Source organism: Dactylosporangium fulvum, assembly GCF_025137375.1.
GTDB classification, from domain to species: Bacteria; Actinomycetota; Actinomycetes; order Mycobacteriales; family Micromonosporaceae; genus Dactylosporangium; species Dactylosporangium fulvum.
Genome location: NZ_CP073720.1, coordinates 4,389,846 through 4,407,162 on the forward strand (window position 1 = coordinate 4,389,846; position 17,317 = coordinate 4,407,162).

Consider the following 17,317-nt stretch of genomic DNA (forward strand, 5'->3'; position numbering starts at 1 on the left):
CGGCTCCGCGCTCGCCCGGCCGCAACTTCTGCCCACTCTGCGCTATGGCCGGAGGGTGGCGGCCTCTCGAACTGGGTAGTGCCCGGCAAGCCGATCAAGGGCATGGGGGAGCGACGGACCGGGGCCACGGCGCCCGCCGGGCGATCGTGCTGACGACGTGCGGGAGGTCCGGGCCCGGGCAGGACCTACGGCCTGTGATCCGGGTGGGGTGCGGGGCGACGGCACCAGGAAGAAGTCTGCGAGGAGGCGACTGAAGATGCGAGCGCTGGTTTATCACGGTCCGGGCCGCAAGAGCTGGGAAGAGGTCGCGGACCCGAGAGTACAGCAGGACACCGATGCCGTCGTCCAGGTGGACGCGGTCACCATCTGCGGCACCGATCTGCACATCCTCAAGGGGGACGTGCCGGCGGTCACGGACGGGCGGATCCTGGGCCACGAGGCCGTCGGCACCGTGGTCGAGGTCGGCGCCGGTGTGAAGAACGTCCGCGTGGGTGACCGGGTTCTCGTGTCCTGCATCACCGCCTGTGGCCGTTGCCGGTTCTGCCGTGGCGGCCACTACGGGCAGTGCGTGGGCGGGGGAGGCTGGATCCTCGGTCACCGTATCGACGGAACACAGGCCGAATACGTCCGGGTGCCGTTCGCCGACAACTCGACCTATCCGGTGCCGGCCGGGGTCAGCGACGATCAGGTCCTCATGCTCGCCGACATCCTCCCCACCGGGTACGAGGTCGGTGCGCTCAACGGTGCCGTCCGGCCGGCCGACACCGTCGCAGTGGTCGGGGTCGGCCCGATCGGGTTGGCCGCGATACTCGGCGCCAAGCTGTTCACGCCGAGCCAGGTGGTCGCGATCGATCTCGCCGCCGGACGGCTCGAGGCAGCCAAGCAGTTCGGCGCGGACGTGGTGGTCAACAGCAGCCGCGAGGACCCGGTCGCTGAGCTGATGCGGCTCACCGACGGACTCGGCGCGGACGTCGCCATCGAGGCGGTCGGCATCCCCGAAACGTTCGAGCTGTGCACCCGCCTGATCCGTCCCGGTGGGCGGGTGGCCAACATCGGCGTGCACGGCAAGCCGGCGACGCTGCACCTGGAAGAGCTCTGGAGCAAAAACATCACGATCACGACCGGCCTGGTCGACACGTACTCGACGCCGACACTGCTCGGACTGGTCGCCGCGCACCAGATCGACTCGGCCCGGCTCGTCACCCACCACTTCGCCCTCGGCGAGTTCATGCAGGCCTACGAGGTCTTCGCGCGGGCCGGCGAAACCGGCGCGCTCAAGGTCGTCCTCAACCGGTAACCCCGACCGACCCGGACCGCAAGCGTATGGTCGCCCGCCGTCGCTGTCCTCGGCGGTGCGGCGGGCGATCTGGTCCAGCGCATCCGGTTGCCGGACACCGGAGGGTGGGCATCACCGTCCGAAGTGGATGATGGCGGTGGAGACGCTCGACGCGCTGGCCGGGCAGGGATTGCAGGTCTGCGGCCATAGCAACAGTGTGCCGTTCAGCGGAACGATCCGATTGCTGCCGTTGTCGAAACACTCGACCCTTGTGCTCATGAGTGAGTCTCCCCAGGGTCGCATCGATTCGGCTGCCGTCACCGCGGCTGCCGACCGCCTCCGGGCCGCTGCCATGGAACGCCGGCCCACCCGGCCCGTGCGGGACCTGATCGGATCCGACAACATCGTCGCGGCCTACGCCGTCCAACAGAGGCTGGCGGCCGAACGTGTCGCCGCCGGCGCAAGCATCGTCGGCCGCAAGATCGGGCTGACCTCCGAAGCGGTTCAGCAACAGCTCGGTGTGGATCGCCCGGACTTCGGCCTGCTCTTCGACGACATGGCCTACGACGGCGGCGACACGGTGCCCTACGGCGCTGTCCTACAGCCGCGTGTCGAGGCCGAGGTCGCGTTCGCGCTCAAGGAAGACTTGGCCGACGGCCCGCTTGACGCCACTCAGGTGCGGAGCGCGATCGAATACGCCTCACCCGCGCTCGAGATCTGCGGCAGCCGCATCCAGGGCTGGGACATCGCCTTCGGTGACACCGTCGCCGACAACGCCTCGGCCGGGGCGTTCGTGCTCGGCCCGCTGCGCAAGAAGCTCGATCAGGTCGAGCCGAGGTCGGTCGACATGCAGATGGCCATCAACGGAACCGTGGTCTCCACCGGCAACGGCGCGGCCTGCCTGGGTGACCCGATCGATGCGGTCGTCTGGCTGGCGCGGCAGGCTCGCGAGTTCGGCGAGCCGTTGCGAGGGGGACAGGTGATCCTGTCCGGGGCGCTGGGGCCGATGCGGCCGGTCCGACCCGGCGACTCCGTCACCGCCACGATCACGGGACTCGGCAAGGTCTCGGTCACGTTCGGCCAGTAGGGCTGCGTACGCGGCAGCCAGTGAGGACAGTCATGATCAAGAAGAAGGTCGCCATCATCGGGTCGGGCAACATCGGGACGGACCTGATGATCAAGGTGATGCGGACCAGCCGACGTCTCGAGATGGGCGCGTTGGTCGGCATCGACCCCGACTCTGACGGGCTCGCGAGAGCGAGGCGGTTCGGGTTTGCCACGACGCACGAGGGTGTCGACGGACTCATCGGGCTCCCCGAGTTCGACGATATCGAGATCGTCTTCGACGCGACGTCGGCCAAGGCGCACAAGCACAACGCCAGCAAACTGCAGCCCTTGGGCAAGCGACTCATCGACCTCACGCCGGCCGCGATCGGGCCCTACGTTGTTCCGGCGGTCAACCTCGCGGAGCACCTCGACGCGCCGAACGTCAACATGGTGACCTGCGGCGGCCAAGCGACCATTCCGGTGGTCGCGGCCATCAGCCGAGTCGTCCCCGTGCCGTATGCCGAGATCGTCGCCTCGATCGCGTCGAAGAGTGCCGGTCCGGGCACGCGAGCCAACGTCGACGAGTTCACTGAGACCACCGCGGCGGCGGTCGTGGAGGTCGGCAGGGCCCGACGGGGGAAAGCGATCATCATTCTCAACCCCGCCGAGCCGCCGCTGATCATGCGGGACACGGTCTTCGCTCTGGTCGACGCATCCGACAAGAGCGTTCACGCTGAGATCCGGCACTCCGTCGAGAAGATGGTTGCCGACGTGGCGGCCTATGTGCCTGGTTACCGGCTCAAACAGCGGGTGCAGATTTCCGGGATCCCCGACGACATGCCGCTCGAAACTCTCGTCGAGCCCGATGCGCATCGACCGACGCACCAGGTGTCGGTGTTTCTTGAGGTCGAGGGCGCTGCGCACTACCTACCGGCCTACTCCGGCAACCTCGACATCATGACGTCCGCCGGCCTGCAGGTGGCGGAGCAGATCGCCGCTCGTCATGACCAGGAGGCAACCGCGTGAGCACCTCGATCTTCATCCAAGACGTCACCCTTCGCGATGGAATGCATGCCGTACGCCACCGCATCGGCACCGACGACGTGCGCCGCATCGTCACCGCGCTCGACGCGGCCGGCGTCGACGCCATCGAGGTCGCCCACGGAGACGGCCTGGCCGGCTCCTCGATCAACTACGGGCCCGGATCCCACACCGACTGGGCGTGGATCGAGGCGGCCGCCGACGTGCTGCGCAACGCCCGTCTCACCACCTTGCTGCTGCCCGGCGTAGGCACGATCCACGAGCTGAAGACCGCGTGGGACCTCGGGGTCCGCTCGGTCCGGGTAGCCACGCACTGCACCGAGGCCGACATCTCGGCCCAGCACATCGCGGCGGCCCGCGAGATCGGGATGGACGTCTCGGGCTTCCTCATGCTGTCGCACATGGCGCCGCCGGAGGAACTGGCCAGGCAGGCGAAGCTGATGGAGTCGTACGGCGCCCACTGCGTCTACGTCACAGACTCCGGCGGCCGGCTCACGATGAACGACGTCGTGGCGCGCGTGCGGGCTTACCGCGACGTGCTCGAACCAGCGACGGAGATCGGCATCCACGCGCACGAGAACCTCTCGCTCTCGGTCGCGAACTCGGTCGTCGCCGTCGAGAACGGGGTCTACCGGGTCGATGCGTCCCTCGCCGGGCACGGGGCGGGCGCGGGCAACTGCCCGATCGAGGCGTTTGTCGCGGTCGCCACTTTGTCCGGCATCGAGCACGGGTGCGACCTGTTCAAGCTGCAGGATGCGGCCGACGACATCGTCCGGCCGCTGCAGGATCGCCCGGTGCGCGTGGACCGCGAGACCCTGACGCTGGGCTACGCCGGCGTCTACTCCTCCTTCCTCCGCCATGCCGAGAACGCCTCCCGGCAGTACGGGGTCGACGTCCGGGACATCCTCATGGAGTGCGGCGCCAGAAGTCTCGTCGGCGGCCAGGAGGACATGATCATCGACATCGCGCTCACCCTCGCCGCCGACTGATCACGCGATCTCGTTCGAGGCACGGCCCGGCACGCCGCTGTCCGCGGCGTGCCGGTTGTGCCGGCTCCTCGGCCGTCATTCACGGCGACGGCGCACTCACCGCGGTCGTCGGATGAGGTGCGGATCGGATGGGCATCAAGGTCACCAGAGGTGTCAGTGGACCGCAGGCTGGGCGGCGAGGACCGATCCACGGCGCGCCGTTCAAGCGGTGGGAGCAGGGCGAGGTCACCACGGCCGTGACCCGTGGCCCGGCGCGGGTCGTGCAGAGCACGCGGTTGTGACGTCAGGGGACCGGGCGGCGGCGGGGCCTCCGGCCGGCTTGAGCCTTAACGCTTGATCAGTCCGTCGATAATGACGCGAAGTGTGCGCTCGGCGCTCGCATGGTGGTGTGCCGCGTCGACATTGGCGCGGGATTCGAGGGCGACGATCACACCGCTGACCAGGGTGACGAGGTCCTCGGCGTTGATGTCCCGACGAACGGAGCCGGCCGCTTGTGCTCGTTCGAGAAGCCTTCCCGCCGCCTTGACCACGAGCGCGTGACCCCACTCGGCGTTAGCGGTGGGATCGGTCTCCCGCAGACCCTGTGACATCAGGGTCGACAAGACTCCACGTGCTTCGATGCCCAATGCGACGAACTCGCGTAGCCACTGGAGCAGAGCCTCCGTTGGTTCCTCGACGCCTGTGAGCGCGAGGGCGTGCTCGGCGACGCGGGCTGTGCGGTCACGATAGACCCGTTCGAACAGGTGCATGCGGCTGGGGAAGTGTCGATAGAGCGTCGCGGGTCCGACACCCGCCTCGCGCGCTATCTCCTCCAGCGCTACTGAGGGGCCGTCCCGCGCGACGAGCAGTTCGGCCGCGCGGAGGATCTGTTCAACGCTGCGCTGCGCATCGGCGCGCGGGCGTCGCCGCCGCGTCGGTGCCGCGACGCTCTCCGCCACCAAACTTCTCCGTTCCGCTTGCGCTTGTGACTGACGCCACCCTACACTCCTCTACTCTACTCTAAGTGAGAGTCAACTCTCACTTATGGGTGGGGCTGCACGCTGACAGGGAGGATCGATGTCCAGTAACGAAGTCAACGGGCTCTCGCCGGACACCTCGGTTGGTAAGGGTCTGACGGTCCTGGACGCGTTGTCGCGCTCGCGCTCGCCGCTGGGAGTCTCGGAGATCTCATCGCGAACCGGCATGGCAAAGTCCACCGTTCATCGACTCTTGAACGCGATGATTGTTCACGGCTACGTCTCCAAGGAAGGCGAGCGGTACCTGCTGGCCGAACGCGTCTTCGAACTTGGGCATCGCGTGCAAGTGGGTCCGGCAAAAGGGTTGCGAGAGTTTGCCGCACCATATGCCGCCGAGTTGTTCGCGGCCACTCGGCAGACCATCCATCTCGCCGTTCTCAGCGGCACCGAAATCCTCTATATCGACAAGGTTTCCGGAGTGGGAACGCCGAAAATGGCGACCCGAATCGGAGGAAGGCGTCCCGCCTATGCGACAGGGCTCGGGAAGGTTCTCGTTGCCTTTGCGCCCGCGGTCGACGTGCAGCGAAATCTTGAAGGAAGATTCCGGCGGTTCACCGCGTACACGGTTCCGGACGCGCACAGAATGCAGCAGTCGCTGGCAAGAGTTCGGGAGACCGGTTTCGCCACCGACAACGAGGAGTCGTTCCTCGGTGTCACATGCCTTGCTGCGCCCATCTGGTCGTCGGACAAGAGTCGAGCCGTAGCGGCGATCTCCCTGTCATGCCCGGTAGCGGGCCATTCGCCGAGCCGGTTCAAGACCGCGCTGATGGGGACCGCGGACCAGCTCTCCGCCGCGTTGAGTCGAGGCTGAGCCAGGAGCGGAGGAGGTTCTGTTGCCGGCGGGTGCGTCCTGATTCTGCCTGATGGAACAACTTCGTTGCGCAGCTCCACCGGTGCGTGAACGATATCGGCATTCTGTAGGTCGTACTCTTTCCGGTGCTCTTGTCGGGAGTCACCGCCTTTTGTCCTCAGGAGGGGTCTCGTGGGATACATCAAAGCTCTCGGCTATATCGGAATTGGGGCGAAGGACCTTGATGCGTGGCAGGAGTTCGCCACGGAGATCCTCGGTCTCCAGGTCACGCGCGGAGAGGACGCCGAGAACGTCGAGACGCTGTTCCTGCGCATGGACTCCCGGCACCACCGAATCGCCGTACGTCCCGGAGACGACGAACTGACCTATGTGGGGTGGGAGGTCGCCGGTGAGGCTGACCTGGACGCCCAGGTCCGGGACCTGGAAGCGGCGGGCGTTGCGGTCACGGAGGACCCCCGGCTTGCCGAGCTACGAGGTGTCGGCCGGCTGGTTCGGTTGCAGGATCCGGCCGGTTTCCAGCTGGAACTGTTTTACGGCGCAGCCGTCGTGTCGGCACCCTTCCTCTCGCCCACCGGCGTCCGGTTCGTGACCGAGGATCCCAAAGGCAACGACCTGGGCCTCGGACACATCGTCCTCGTGGCGTCGAACCTCGACGAAATGCTCGACTTCTATCTTCGAGTCCTCGACTTCAAGGTGAGCGACTACATCACCTTCAAGCCCCTCGTCTTGACCTTCACGCACGTCAACCCCCGCCACCACTCGCTGGCCTTCGGTCCCGCCCCGGAGGGGCGCAAGCCGTTCATGGACCACGTCATGCTTGAAGTCGGCGACCTCGATGGGGTCGGTCGGGCTCTCGACCGGGTGCGGGCACGTGAAATCTCGCTGACAGCGAGCCTGGGCCGGCACACGAACGACGAAATGCTGTCGTTCTACATGCGGTCGCCCTCCGGGATCGGCGTCGAGTACGGGACGTCCGGCAAGTTGATCGACGACGACACCTGGACCGTCACCAACTGGGACGCGGCCCAGTTCTGGGGCCACGACCGCAGCCACACCCACTGAGTGTGGCGCCCGCACTCAACAGCTGCCCCACCCGCATGCGGCAGCTGATCGGACCTGCCCGTTGAAGGGAACGAACATGAAGGAAACCACGAGCCCGGCGGATCAGCTCGACGAGCTCGTCTCAGTCGAGCGTGGAGAGATCGACAGGCGCATCTTCAGCGACCAAGAGATCTTCGATATGGAGATGAAGCACATCTTCGGTCGCGCCTGGCTCTTCCTGTGTCACGAGACCCAGATCCCCAAGCGCGGTGACTTCTTCGAGGCACCGATGGGATCGGACAACGTGCTTGTCGTCCGCCAGAAGGACGGCAGCATCAGGGCCTTCCTCAACACGTGCTCGCACCGGGGAAACGCGGTGTGTCGCGCCGAGGAAGGCAACGTCCGCAACTTCATGTGCACTTACCACGGCTGGACCTTCGGCCTCGACGGCGAACTCATCGGCGTCCCGGGCAAGTCCATCTTCTACAAGGACAAGCTCGACCTGTCCAAGCATCCGTTGCGGAAGGTCGCGCAGCTCGACTCCTACCGGGGTTTCGTCTTCGCGACGTTCGACGAGACCGCGCCACCCCTCGAGGAATACCTCGGCCCGACCGGACGGCTCGGACTCGACCTCCTCGCGGAACGAGGGGACATCGAGGCGGTCCCGGGTGTCCAGAAGTTCGTTGTCAAGACGAACTGGAAGTTCACGGTGGACAACGTCTTCGACTACTACCACCCGCAGATCACCCACATGTCGGCGTTCGCGGTCGGCCTCATCCCGGCACCGGCCGACGACTTCGTCGAGGGCGGAGCGATGACGGAGACCGGCGCGAATCTCGAGGTCCCGTTCCTGCCCACGGATCTCCACAACGTGGTCATGGTGGGCGAGTACGGCCACGCCATCTCGGGACCGGACCAGGACTCCTTGGAGGTGACCGCCGGCGGCCGGGAGCCGTTCGCCTGGCGGTACAAGCCTGAGACGCAGGAGAAACTCGGTCATCACGGTAGCCGGGTCGCGGGTCACCCGCACATCTTTCCGACCACGTGGGTCAATGCAGGTGGGCAGCTGAGCCTTCGCGTGCCGCGGAGCCCCGGTGTCACCGAGATCTGGTGGTTCTCCTTCCGGGACAAGAACGCCTCGCCCGAGGAGAAGGCTGCGACGTTGAGCGCACAGATTCACTTCTTCGGGCCTGCCGGACTGCTCGAGCAGGAAGACGGAGAGAACTGGGCCCAGTCGACCCTGCAAACCCGCGGCACGGTCAGTCGTGAAGTGCCCCAGCTGCTCAAGATGGGCCTGGGGACCTCGGAGATCGTCAAGGACGACGGTCTCGCGATCATTGACGCTCCGATCAACGAACACGCCCAGCTCTGGACATACCACGCGTGGCGTGAGTGGCTCCGCAACCCGACGTGGGAGGAGCTGCGTCAGCGCACGATGCCGGGCGACAGGCTCTGAAAGGGAGAGATTGATGACTACAGAGGCAGCGGCCCCTGCCGCGAACCAGGCTCTGGAGGAAATGCTCCTGCAGCACGAGGTCGAGCAGTTCTACTACCACGAGTCTGCGCTGCTCGACAGCCATCGATACGAAGACTGGGTGCGGCTGTTCACCGACGACACCCACTACTTCATGCCACTGCGGCGGACCATGACCAGACGCCAGCTACACCTGGAGTTCACGCAACCCGGTGACATGGCCTACTTCGACGAGAACAAGCAGTTCCTTGAGATCCGCGCCCGAAAGTTCGCTACCGGGACGTCCTGGGCGGAGGATCCGCCGTCGCGGACCCGGCACCTGATCACGAATGTTCGGATCGCTGAGAAGTCGGGCGCCGAGATGGTCGTGCACAGCAACTTCATGCTGTATCGAACCCGTCTCAAGGAGGACGTCGACCAGTGGGTCGGGCGGCGTGAGGACACGCTGCGCCGGACTGAGGCCGGGTTGGCGATCGCCAAGCGCTTCATCTATCTCGACCAGACGATTCTCCAGTCGGCCAACCTGAGCAACTTCTTCTAGGCCGCACCTTCCGACGAGCCACGAACGAGAGTCATTCCACCGATGCCTTGGATCCGCGCATGTTCCGTTGAGGAACTCGATGACGGCGACGCGCTGCAACTCGAGACGACGCCCCCGATCGCCGTGTTCAACGTTGAAGGAGAGTTTTTCGCCCTTAACGACACGTGCACCCATGGTCAGTCGTCACTCGCCGACGGCTACGTTGATGGGGATCAGGTCGAGTGCGCATGGCATTTCGCAAAGTTCGACATCCGGACAGGCGCAGTGCTCACGCCGCCAGCCAGCATCCCGCTGTGCACGTACAAGGTCCGCGTCGAAGGCCCTGACGTGATGGTCGAGATGCCCGATGGGGACTGATGATCGAGGTGACCGGTGAACAAGCCGAGCTGCGTCATCATCGGCGCTAGTGCTGCTGGTGTCGCGACCGCCGTTGAGCTGCGCAAGCGCGGATACGCGGGAGCGGTCACTCTGGTCGACGCCGACCCGAACATTCCCTACGAGAGACCGCCCCTGTCCAAGACCCTCCTCGGCACCGGCTCCCGGGGACTGGTTCCGATTCAACCTGCGCACACGTATCGCGACCTCGACATCGAGCTGCGCCTCGGCGAGAGGGCGACAGCAGTCGACCCCGCGGCGCTTACGGTGCACCTCAGCGGAGGCGAGGTCCTTCCTGCGGGCCGCGTCGTGCTGGCTACGGGGCTGTCGCCGCGGCGGCTGCAGGTCGCTGGGGCCGACGCCGAAAACGTGCTCTCGCTGCGGGACGCCTCCGACGCGAGTCGAATCGCCGAAGGGCTGGCGAGTGGGGGCCCGCTCGTGCTCATCGGTGCCGGTTTCATCGGGTTGGAGTTGGCAGCCGTGGCCCGCGAGGGCGGCATTGACGTCACGGTAGTCGAGGCGCAGGCGCAGCCGCTGAACAACGCCGTCGGCCCTGACGTCGCGTGCCTCCTGACGCAGCTGCACCGCCGTCACGGCGTCAAACTCTTGACCAGCGCCACCGTCGCGGAGTTCGCCGGCTCGGCGGGGCGTGTCGAGGAGGTCCGACTCACCGACGGACGCCGCCTGCCGGCATCGACGGTAGTCGTTGGTGTGGGGGTGGAGCCGCGCAATGAGCTGACAGTCTCGGCCCGCATCGAGGTGGATTCATATGGTATCCCGGTGAACGAGTTCGGTCAGACGAGCCGAGCTTGGGTCTACGCGACCGGCGACGTGGCCAGTCAGCCGCACCCCGAGTTGGCTCGTCGAGGTCGCATCGAGCACTGGGATGCGGCGCAGCGACACGGCACGGCGGTCGGAGCCACCATCGCCGGCGCCCCCGCCAGATACAGGGAAGCACCCTATGCCTGGTCCGATCAGTACGGAGCCACCCTGCAGATTGTCGGGCGCCCTCGACCTGATGACGACCTGGTGTTGCGGGAAGGAGCGTCGCCGAGCGAGTTCTTGGCCTTCTGGATCCGTGATGGATACGTGGGGGCAGTCGCCGGCATGGAGGCATCCCGTGACGTCGGTGTCGTGAAAAGGCTGATGGCTGCACGGGTCCCGGTCGACCGCGCGGAGTTGGCCGGTCGCGACCTTGATCTGCGTGGACTCCTCAAGCAGCACCGGAACGGTGTCCGGGCGACCGCTGGATCCAAACTGGCCGGCTAGTCGTAGCAGACCGGTATCCGCGCCCGGACACGACCTGCTCGTCCGTCAACTACGCCCCTGCACGGTCGCGCGAGCCCGAACAGACATCCGTGCTGCGACACGTCCCGTCAGATTCGGCCCGGCCCGCGTCCCAGTGCGCCCATTGGAAGGCAGCTTCAATGACCGCAGAGATCACGTACGATGCAACCTACCGCCTCATCGACACCGCGGACTATCAGATCCAGGTGAACGAGGCGGGCGAGGGACACCCGGTCTTCCTGATCCATGGCACCGGACCAGGTGCCACGGGCTGGTCCAACTTCGAGCCGAACATCCGCGAACTGTCGTCCTCCTTCCGTTGCATCGCGGTCACGATGCCGGGTTGGGGTGACTCCAACCCGCAGAGCGTGAAGACCGGACGGGACCAGGGCCGCGCGGTGGTGCAGCTGATGGACGCAATGGGGATCGACCGGGCCGCTTTTGTCGGAAACTCCATGGGCGGCGCCGTCGGCATGGTGCTGGCGACCGAGCATCCACAGCGGGTCTCACACCTGGTCACCATGGGTTCCGGGATCTGGGGCGTGAATGTGCTGGCGCCGGCAGGTATGTCAGAGGGGATACGGACGATCTTCGACACCTACGAGGATCCGTCTCCCGAGAACTTCCAGCGGCTTGTGGAGGTCATGTGCTTCGACTCCTCGTTCGCGACGAGGGAACTCGCCGAAGAGCGGTCGCGCACGGCGCTGAGCAGGCCGGAGCACTTGCAGAACTGGCTTGAGGTGATGAGAGCCGGCGTGGGTGCCACAGGCTTCCTGGAGGCCGGCCAGAGGATGGCGCAGTCGCAAGTGCCGACGTTGATCATCCATGGCCGCGACGACCGCACCGTGCACTACGAGGTCAGCCTTCGTGCCCACGCCGTAATCCCTGATTCCAGGCTCCTCATGTTCAACCGCTGCGGCCACTGGGCCCAGCTTGAGCACGCGGCCGAGTTCAACGCCATGGTCAAGCACTTCCTGGAGCGCCACTGATGTCATCGTCGAACGCGGCGGAGGCACCCGGCACCGCCAGTACCAGATCCGGTCGCCTCTCTGGACTCTCCACGCTGGTCACGGGGGGCGGGTCCGGTCTCGGCCGGGCCGTCGTCGACCGCTACATCGCTGAGGGCGCTGTGGTGACAGTGCTGGAACGCTCGCCCGACAAGCTGCGTGACTTGGTCGCATCGCACGGTGACAGCGTCCATCCCGTGCAGGGCGACGTCACTTCCGGCGACGACAACGTCGCTGCCGTCGATGCGGCCCTGAAGGCCTTCGGGGGTCTCGACACCTTCGTGGGAAACGCCGGCTTGTGGGACTTCGGTAAGCCACTGCTACGCATGACCATGAACGACCTCGAGCAGGGTTACCGCGAACTGTTCGACGTGAATGTCAAAGGGTACATCGTAGGCGCGCGGGCTGCTGCCGAGGCGCTCGCCGAGCGGGGTGGCTCGATGATCTTCACTCTCTCGAACGCTGCCCTCTTTCCCAGGGGTGGTGGAGTTCTGTACACCGCTTCGAAGCACGCCGGCGTCGGGGTGGTTTCGCAACTGGCCTATGAGCTCGCGCCGCGCGTGCGCGTCAACGCCGTAGCGCCGGGTGGCATGGCGACCGACCTTCGGGGACCCCGGGCGATGGGGCTCGGCGAGCAGTCCATCACCGACATCCTGCCCGTTGAGGACCAGCTCAGGCAGTTCTCCGCCTTGGACATCGCACCCCGTGCCGAGGACTACGTCGACCCGTACGTCCTTCTTGCGGCGCGTAACGAGTCAAGGACCGTGACCGGGGTGGTATTCGACGTCAGCGCAGTCGGGACGCCTCGTCGTCCTGACGTCGACTCCGACGTGGCCAACCCAGGAACGAGGAAGCACACGACATGAGCAAACGCCGACCGAACCGGCACCGGACGGTCGCCGACTCGCTGGAGGAACCGGTACCTGTTGGCCGGGTATCGACGTGGGCACCCTTCGCTCACACGGCGTTCAGAGTTCTGTTCGTCGCCCAGTTGGTGGCCAACGTCGGACGGTTGATGCAGGCGGCGGGATCCGCGTGGAACATCGAGGAGCATGGTGGCTCCGCACTGCAGGTGTCACTCGTCCAGACAGCCACGTACACGCCGCTGGTGGTGCTGGGCTTCGTGGCCGGTACGCTCGCCGACCGCCTGGACCGCCGCCTGCTTCTCGTGGCTTGTCAGGCGTGGATGGCTCTCAGTGCCGCAGCCCTGTTCGCTGTTTCGCTGGCCGGATGGTCCGACCCGAACGTGGTCCTTGCACTTACCTTCGCGATCGGCCTCGGCACTGCTCTGGCCGCGCCGACGTGGGCGGCAATTCAGCCCGCATTGGTTCCACGGCATCTGATCGGCCGAGCGATCGCCCTGAACGGGCTCACGTTCAACGTTGCGCAGGCTCTTGGCCCCGCTCTTGCCGGCGTGGTCATCGTGGCACTCGGCACCGAGTGGGTCTTCGCGATCAACGCCACCACGCTGTCTTGCACGGTCGTGGCGCTCCTGGCGTGGAAGTCTCCGGTCGCGACACAGCGTCCGACGGAGTCGTTCATGGCAGCGTTCCGCGCCGGGATCCGTTTCATCGGCACCGCTCCACAGCGTCAGATCCTGACGCGGTTCGCGATCTTCTTCGTCCCGGCAGCATCGGTGATGGCACTGACGCCGGTGCTCGCCGGAGACCGCCTGCGCCTCGCCGGCGGAGGCTTCGGGGCCTTGATGGCGATGTTCGGTGCTGGCGCAGCGCTGTCTGTGGTGATCTGGCCTGCGGTCGAACGCCGCGGCGAAGAGTGGGGAATCGTGGCGTCGACCGTCCTGCTGGCTGTGGCGCTCGCTGTCAGTGCGGTCGTCACTCAGCCGGTGATCGTCGGCGCCGCGTTGTTGGCGGCCGGGATCGCGTTCACGCTCGGCAGCACCAGTGCTGTTGTGGCCGCCCAGAGAGTGGTTGAAGAGCCGATGCGGGCACGCGTGATGGCCGCCTACGTCGTCACGTCGGGGGCGGTCGTCGCCGCGGCGAGCGCCGCCTGGGGCGTTGTGGCGAAGCTCGGGGTGGAGAACGCACTTGGGATCGCCGCTGTCTTGGCGGTGCTCAGTCTCCTCGTCCAGCGCCGTTGGCCGCTTCCAGGCCGGGGTGAGCCGTCAGATGTGAGGATCGCGCCGAGCGGTGTCAGGCCGGCATCCGACGCGTCGCCTGGTACCGGTGCTGTGCTGCGGTGAGTTCCGCTTCGGCTTCGCCACGGTCTCGCCAGCCTCGCACGTCGGTGTGCTTGCCCGGTTCCAGGTCCTTGTAGATCTCGAAGAAATGGCCGATCTCGCTCAACTGGTATTCGGGCAGGTCGGCGAGCTCGTCGATCGCCTGCCAGCGGGGGTCGGCAGCCGGCACGCACAGCAGTTTCGCGTCCGGGCCACGCTCGTCGTGCATCCAGAACAGCCCGATCGGCCGCACCCGGACGCTGCAACCGGGGAAGGTGGGCGCGTCCAACAGCACCATCGCGTCGATCGGGTCGCCGTCCTCGGCGAGCGTGCCGGGGATGTAGCCGTAGTCGGCCGGGTAGGCGGTGGCGGTGAACAGGGTCCGGTCGAGCCGGATCCGTCCCTGCTCGTGATCCATCTCGTACTTGTTACGCGACCCGGCCGGGATCTCGACAATCATGTCGACGTCCATGGGACACCTCCACTCGGCCAACGGACTACCGCGTTGGTGCTGGCTGCAGCCGCAGCCGGTCGGCGCCGGCTCGCCACGGCGAACAGCGACCGCCCGTCCCGGGGGCGTGCGCTGCGCCGAGCGGCTGCCGGCGAGTGTGGGATCAGCGATGTGACCACGGTCGTCTCGCCGGTCTCCACCAGGGCGGCACACAGGGTGATCACCACCGGCCGCCGACACCGGACTGTGCTGCTCAGTCCAGTCTTGCCGCTCGTCGTGCGGCTCGTCTCGTTTCGTTTCGCGACCGGATCACCCCGGAGGCATTCGGTACTAGCGCAAATAGATTTGCTGTGGAAACCTATTGGCATGACCACTGATTCGGTACCTGCCGGTGGCCGCGATCCCCGCCGGCTGCTGTCGGAGGTGCGCGGCCTCGCCCGCCGGGTGCGGGTCGACCAGCGGGTGACCTGGTTCGCGCTGCTGGTGCTGGCCGCCGTGACGTTCGTGGGGATCCCGTTCGACCGGTACTTCCTCGTCTTCCACTGCGTCGGCGACGCCACCGCGTGCCAGTTCTCGCGTCAAGGCGTGCTGTACTACTGGCCGCTGGCGCTGCTGCTGGCGTACGCGGCGATCGCCGTCTGCTACGTGCGGGTCGCCCGGGCGCGGGGGCTGGGCGCCCGGGTGCTGCCGTATGCGCTCACCGGCGTCGCGCTGACCGTCCTGTTCACCGCCGCCTGGGTGGCGGCGCGCCTGTACTTCCCGACCCACCCGCACCGGTTCCCCTACTGGGTGCTCGTGCTGGACCGGCTGATCTCGCCGTGGGGCACGATCGGGGTGGCGCTGCTGGTGCTGGCCCGGCTGGAGCGCAACGTCGGGCTGCTGGTGTTTACCCTCGGCTACCTGACGGTGGCGCTGGTGCCGATCGACTTCGGCTGGCACTGGGACGCATTCCGCACGACGTTCCTGCCGCAGCAGATCATCAACGGCACCGTGCTGCTGCTGGGCGCGATCGGCTTCGCGCTGGCCGGCCGGCAGCGCCGGTGACCGCCGAGACCGGGGCCCCGGACCCGCACGAGCCAGCCGGCCACCCGGTCACCGGGCTGGACGAGGTGGTGCACCAGCGGGTCCGGCTGGGGATCCTCACCATCGCGCACGAGGCGCGCCGGGTGGAGTTCGGCTACCTGCGCACCCAGCTGGACCTGACCGCCGGGAACCTTTCCAAGCACCTGAGTGTGCTCGAAACCGCCGGCCTGATCGAGGTCGAGAAGGGCTACGCCGGGCGGCGTGGCCGGACCTGGATCACGCTCACCGCTGCCGGCAGCACCGCACTCACCGAAGAGATCGCGCGGCTGAAGCTGCTCATCGCGCGGGTCGAGACCACCGACACACCGGAGGACCAATGACCATCGCACTGACCCGTCGACACCTGCTCGCAGCCGCGCTCGCCACCGGGGTCGCCGTGCCGCTCGGCGCCGGTCGCGGGTGGGCGGCCCCGGGCGCGCCCGGCCCGGCCCGGCTCACGCTGCCCCCACCCACCGGGCCGCACCGTGTCGGCACCGTGTCGCTGCACCTCGTCGACCGGTCCCGCCCGGATCCGGTCGCCGGCCCGGGGCACCACCGCGAACTGATGGCCAGCGTCTGGTACCCCGCCGCCCGCGACGCCCGGCGTCATCCGGTGGCGCAGTGGATGACCGCCGCGCCGCTGCGCGCGCTGCTCGCGTCCGCCGGGTTCGACGCCGATGCCGCGGCGGCGCCCCTCACGGCCGGCCACGAGAGGGCTCCGGCGCTGCGGTCGCCCGGACGGCTGCCCGTGATCGTGTACTCCCACGGCAACGACGATCACCGTGCCGAGGCCACCATCGTGGTCCAGGAACTCGCCAGCCACGGCTACGTCGTGGTCACGGTGGATCACACGTACGACGCGTTCAGCGAGTTCCCCGACGGCCGGCTCACCGTCCCCGCCGACATGTCATTCACACCGTGGGACTCCTCCTACGACATCCGGTTCGTCCTCGACCGCATCGAGGACCTCGCCGCCGGCCGCAACCCCGACGCCGAGCGCCGTGCACTGCCGGACGGCCTGGGCGCCGCGCTCGACCTGCGGCGCATCGGCATGCTCGGCTGGTCGAAGGGCGCGACCGCGACCGCCCTCGTCATGAGCCAGGACCGGCGCGTCCGGGCCGGGCTCGGCTTCGACGGCCCGATGCAGTCGCTACCGGAGCCCACCGACCTCGACCGGCCGTTCATGCTGATGACCGCGGACAACACCCGCGCCGCCGAGCCGAGCGTCGAGCAGTTCTGGTCGCGGCTGCGTGGATGGCGGCTCAACGTGCACGCCGTCGGCGCGGCCCACTCGTCGTACATCGACCACCAGTGGCTGGTCCCGCAACTGGCGAGGATTATCGGGATGAGCGACGAGGACCTCGCCGGCTGGGTCGGCACCCTCGACCCCGCCCGGGCGGTGCGGATCCAGCAGGCATACCCGCTCGCGTTCTTCGACCTGCACCTGCGCCATCAGCGGCAGCGCCTGCTCGAAGGCCCGAGTCCGGCCTTCCCGGAGGTGCGGTTCATCCCCTGATCCGCTCCGAGCCGGTGTTCAGCGCCTGCGCAGCCACGATCGAAGGCCGGCGGACCGCTTCGGCTTGAGGTCGCAGGCGCATCGCTGGGACTCGGGAACACCGGCCAACACCTCGTCGACGTGGTTGCCGCACCCGGTATAGGTGACCTTGCCGCAGGTGCTACAGGTGGCGCGTCGACACATGGTGGAATCCTTCCTCCAGAA

19 protein-coding genes are annotated in these 17,317 nt (G+C 67.2%); 17 read left to right on the forward strand and 2 right to left on the reverse strand.

Annotation, left to right across the window (positions count from 1 at the left end; translation table 11 throughout):
• Nucleotides 1-256 precede the first annotated feature (256 nt).
• From Dfulv_RS20725 to Dfulv_RS20745, 5 genes are all read left to right on the forward strand, one after another.
• Entirely contained in the window at nt 257-1,297 is a 1,041-nt protein-coding gene (locus Dfulv_RS20725; RefSeq protein WP_259865791.1) for a zinc-dependent alcohol dehydrogenase family protein, read from the forward strand.
• A 136-nt stretch (nt 1,298-1,433) separates the two neighbouring features.
• Nucleotides 1,434-2,363: a 2-keto-4-pentenoate hydratase gene (locus tag Dfulv_RS20730; RefSeq protein ID WP_344402973.1), complete on the forward strand. Its 930-nt coding sequence runs from the start codon at nt 1,434-1,436 to the stop codon at nt 2,361-2,363.
• 32 nt (nt 2,364-2,395) lie between these two features.
• Nucleotides 2,396-3,349 (forward strand): acetaldehyde dehydrogenase (acetylating), encoded by a 954-nt coding sequence (locus Dfulv_RS20735; protein WP_259865793.1) that lies wholly within the window; start codon nt 2,396-2,398, stop codon nt 3,347-3,349.
• Between the two features lie 41 nt (nt 3,350-3,390).
• Nucleotides 3,391-4,353 carry a 4-hydroxy-2-oxovalerate aldolase gene (dmpG, locus tag Dfulv_RS20740; protein ID WP_259867818.1) on the forward strand — a complete coding sequence of 321 codons (963 nt, stop codon included), beginning with the start codon at nt 3,391-3,393 and terminating at the stop codon, nt 4,351-4,353.
• Between the two features lie 128 nt (nt 4,354-4,481).
• Complete coding sequence (locus Dfulv_RS20745; protein WP_259865796.1) at nt 4,482-4,634, forward strand: hypothetical protein; 153 nt, start codon at nt 4,482-4,484, stop codon at nt 4,632-4,634.
• Between the two features lie 45 nt (nt 4,635-4,679).
• On the opposite strand, the gene Dfulv_RS20750 is transcribed toward Dfulv_RS20745, so the two are convergent.
• Nucleotides 4,680-5,291, reverse strand: a complete 612-nt coding sequence (locus Dfulv_RS20750; RefSeq protein ID WP_259865798.1) for a TetR/AcrR family transcriptional regulator — start codon at nt 5,289-5,291, stop codon at nt 4,680-4,682.
• A 118-nt stretch (nt 5,292-5,409) separates the two neighbouring features.
• Between Dfulv_RS20750 and Dfulv_RS20755 the strand changes: the two genes are divergently transcribed.
• The 9 genes from Dfulv_RS20755 to Dfulv_RS20795 all read left to right on the forward strand — a co-directional run bounded on the left by Dfulv_RS20755 (nt 5,410) and on the right by Dfulv_RS20795 (nt 14,108).
• A complete protein-coding gene (locus Dfulv_RS20755; protein ID WP_259865800.1) occupies nt 5,410-6,180 on the forward strand; it encodes an IclR family transcriptional regulator in 771 nt (256 codons plus the stop codon).
• A 171-nt stretch (nt 6,181-6,351) separates the two neighbouring features.
• Nucleotides 6,352-7,242 (forward strand): VOC family protein, encoded by an 891-nt coding sequence (locus Dfulv_RS20760; RefSeq protein ID WP_259865802.1) that lies wholly within the window; start codon nt 6,352-6,354, stop codon nt 7,240-7,242.
• A 76-nt stretch (nt 7,243-7,318) separates the two neighbouring features.
• Entirely contained in the window at nt 7,319-8,677 is a 1,359-nt protein-coding gene (locus tag Dfulv_RS20765; protein WP_259865804.1) for an aromatic ring-hydroxylating oxygenase subunit alpha, read from the forward strand.
• Between the two features lie 13 nt (nt 8,678-8,690).
• Complete coding sequence (locus Dfulv_RS20770) at nt 8,691-9,236, forward strand: aromatic-ring-hydroxylating dioxygenase subunit beta (RefSeq protein WP_259865806.1); 546 nt, start codon at nt 8,691-8,693, stop codon at nt 9,234-9,236.
• Between the two features lie 42 nt (nt 9,237-9,278).
• Nucleotides 9,279-9,593 (forward strand): bifunctional 3-phenylpropionate/cinnamic acid dioxygenase ferredoxin subunit, encoded by a 315-nt coding sequence (locus tag Dfulv_RS20775; protein ID WP_259865809.1) that lies wholly within the window; start codon nt 9,279-9,281, stop codon nt 9,591-9,593.
• Between the two features lie 15 nt (nt 9,594-9,608).
• Entirely contained in the window at nt 9,609-10,880 is a 1,272-nt protein-coding gene (locus Dfulv_RS20780; protein ID WP_259865811.1) for an NAD(P)/FAD-dependent oxidoreductase, read from the forward strand.
• A 158-nt stretch (nt 10,881-11,038) separates the two neighbouring features.
• Nucleotides 11,039-11,887: an alpha/beta fold hydrolase gene (locus Dfulv_RS20785; protein WP_259865813.1), complete on the forward strand. Its 849-nt coding sequence runs from the start codon at nt 11,039-11,041 to the stop codon at nt 11,885-11,887.
• On the forward strand, nt 11,887-12,771 hold the full coding sequence (gene hcaB / locus Dfulv_RS20790) for a 3-(cis-5,6-dihydroxycyclohexa-1,3-dien-1-yl)propanoate dehydrogenase (protein WP_259865815.1): 885 nt from the start codon (nt 11,887-11,889) through the stop codon (nt 12,769-12,771). The genes Dfulv_RS20785 and hcaB overlap by 1 nt, the downstream gene beginning before the upstream one ends.
• Nucleotides 12,768-14,108: an MFS transporter gene (locus Dfulv_RS20795; RefSeq protein WP_259865817.1), complete on the forward strand. Its 1,341-nt coding sequence runs from the start codon at nt 12,768-12,770 to the stop codon at nt 14,106-14,108. The genes hcaB and Dfulv_RS20795 overlap by 4 nt, the downstream gene beginning before the upstream one ends.
• Here the strand turns inward: Dfulv_RS20795 and Dfulv_RS20800 are convergent.
• Nucleotides 14,059-14,556: an inorganic diphosphatase gene (locus Dfulv_RS20800; RefSeq protein ID WP_259865819.1), complete on the reverse strand. Its 498-nt coding sequence runs from the start codon at nt 14,554-14,556 to the stop codon at nt 14,059-14,061. The genes Dfulv_RS20795 and Dfulv_RS20800 overlap by 50 nt on opposite strands.
• A gap of 345 nt (nt 14,557-14,901) precedes the next feature.
• On the opposite strand from Dfulv_RS20800, the gene Dfulv_RS20805 reads away from it, so the two are divergent.
• Genes Dfulv_RS20805 through Dfulv_RS20815 form a run of 3 tightly spaced genes read left to right on the forward strand, consistent with a single transcriptional unit; the run spans nt 14,902 to nt 17,113 of the window.
• Nucleotides 14,902-15,579, forward strand: coding sequence for a hypothetical protein (locus Dfulv_RS20805; protein WP_259865821.1), 678 nt, complete (start codon nt 14,902-14,904; stop codon nt 15,577-15,579).
• On the forward strand, nt 15,576-15,938 hold the full coding sequence (locus tag Dfulv_RS20810) for a transcriptional regulator (protein ID WP_259865823.1): 363 nt from the start codon (nt 15,576-15,578) through the stop codon (nt 15,936-15,938). The genes Dfulv_RS20805 and Dfulv_RS20810 overlap by 4 nt, the downstream gene beginning before the upstream one ends.
• Nucleotides 15,935-17,113, forward strand: a complete 1,179-nt coding sequence (locus Dfulv_RS20815) for an alpha/beta hydrolase family protein (protein WP_259865825.1) — start codon at nt 15,935-15,937, stop codon at nt 17,111-17,113. The genes Dfulv_RS20810 and Dfulv_RS20815 overlap by 4 nt, the downstream gene beginning before the upstream one ends.
• Nucleotides 17,114-17,317 lie beyond the last annotated feature (204 nt).

Coding starts and splice junctions, on each gene's coding strand:
- Dfulv_RS20725 (WP_259865791.1), top strand. CDS start 257: ATGCGAGCGCTGGTTTATCACGGTCCGGGCCGCAAGAGCTGGGAAGAG.
- Dfulv_RS20735 (WP_259865793.1), top strand. CDS start 2,396: ATGATCAAGAAGAAGGTCGCCATCATCGGGTCGGGCAACATCGGGACG.
- dmpG (WP_259867818.1), top strand. CDS start 3,391: ATGCATGCCGTACGCCACCGCATCGGCACCGACGACGTGCGCCGCATC.
- Dfulv_RS20745 (WP_259865796.1), top strand. CDS start 4,482: ATGGGCATCAAGGTCACCAGAGGTGTCAGTGGACCGCAGGCTGGGCGG.
- Dfulv_RS20755 (WP_259865800.1), top strand. CDS start 5,410: ATGTCCAGTAACGAAGTCAACGGGCTCTCGCCGGACACCTCGGTTGGT.
- Dfulv_RS20765 (WP_259865804.1), top strand. CDS start 7,319: ATGAAGGAAACCACGAGCCCGGCGGATCAGCTCGACGAGCTCGTCTCA.
- Dfulv_RS20770 (WP_259865806.1), top strand. CDS start 8,691: ATGACTACAGAGGCAGCGGCCCCTGCCGCGAACCAGGCTCTGGAGGAA.
- Dfulv_RS20775 (WP_259865809.1), top strand. CDS start 9,279: ATGCCTTGGATCCGCGCATGTTCCGTTGAGGAACTCGATGACGGCGAC.
- Dfulv_RS20785 (WP_259865813.1), top strand. CDS start 11,039: ATGACCGCAGAGATCACGTACGATGCAACCTACCGCCTCATCGACACC.
- hcaB (WP_259865815.1), top strand. CDS start 11,887: ATGTCATCGTCGAACGCGGCGGAGGCACCCGGCACCGCCAGTACCAGA.
- Dfulv_RS20795 (WP_259865817.1), top strand. CDS start 12,768: ATGAGCAAACGCCGACCGAACCGGCACCGGACGGTCGCCGACTCGCTG.
- Dfulv_RS20800 (WP_259865819.1), bottom strand. CDS start 14,556: ATGGACGTCGACATGATTGTCGAGATCCCGGCCGGGTCGCGTAACAAG.
- Dfulv_RS20805 (WP_259865821.1), top strand. CDS start 14,902: ATGACCACTGATTCGGTACCTGCCGGTGGCCGCGATCCCCGCCGGCTG.
- Dfulv_RS20815 (WP_259865825.1), top strand. CDS start 15,935: ATGACCATCGCACTGACCCGTCGACACCTGCTCGCAGCCGCGCTCGCC.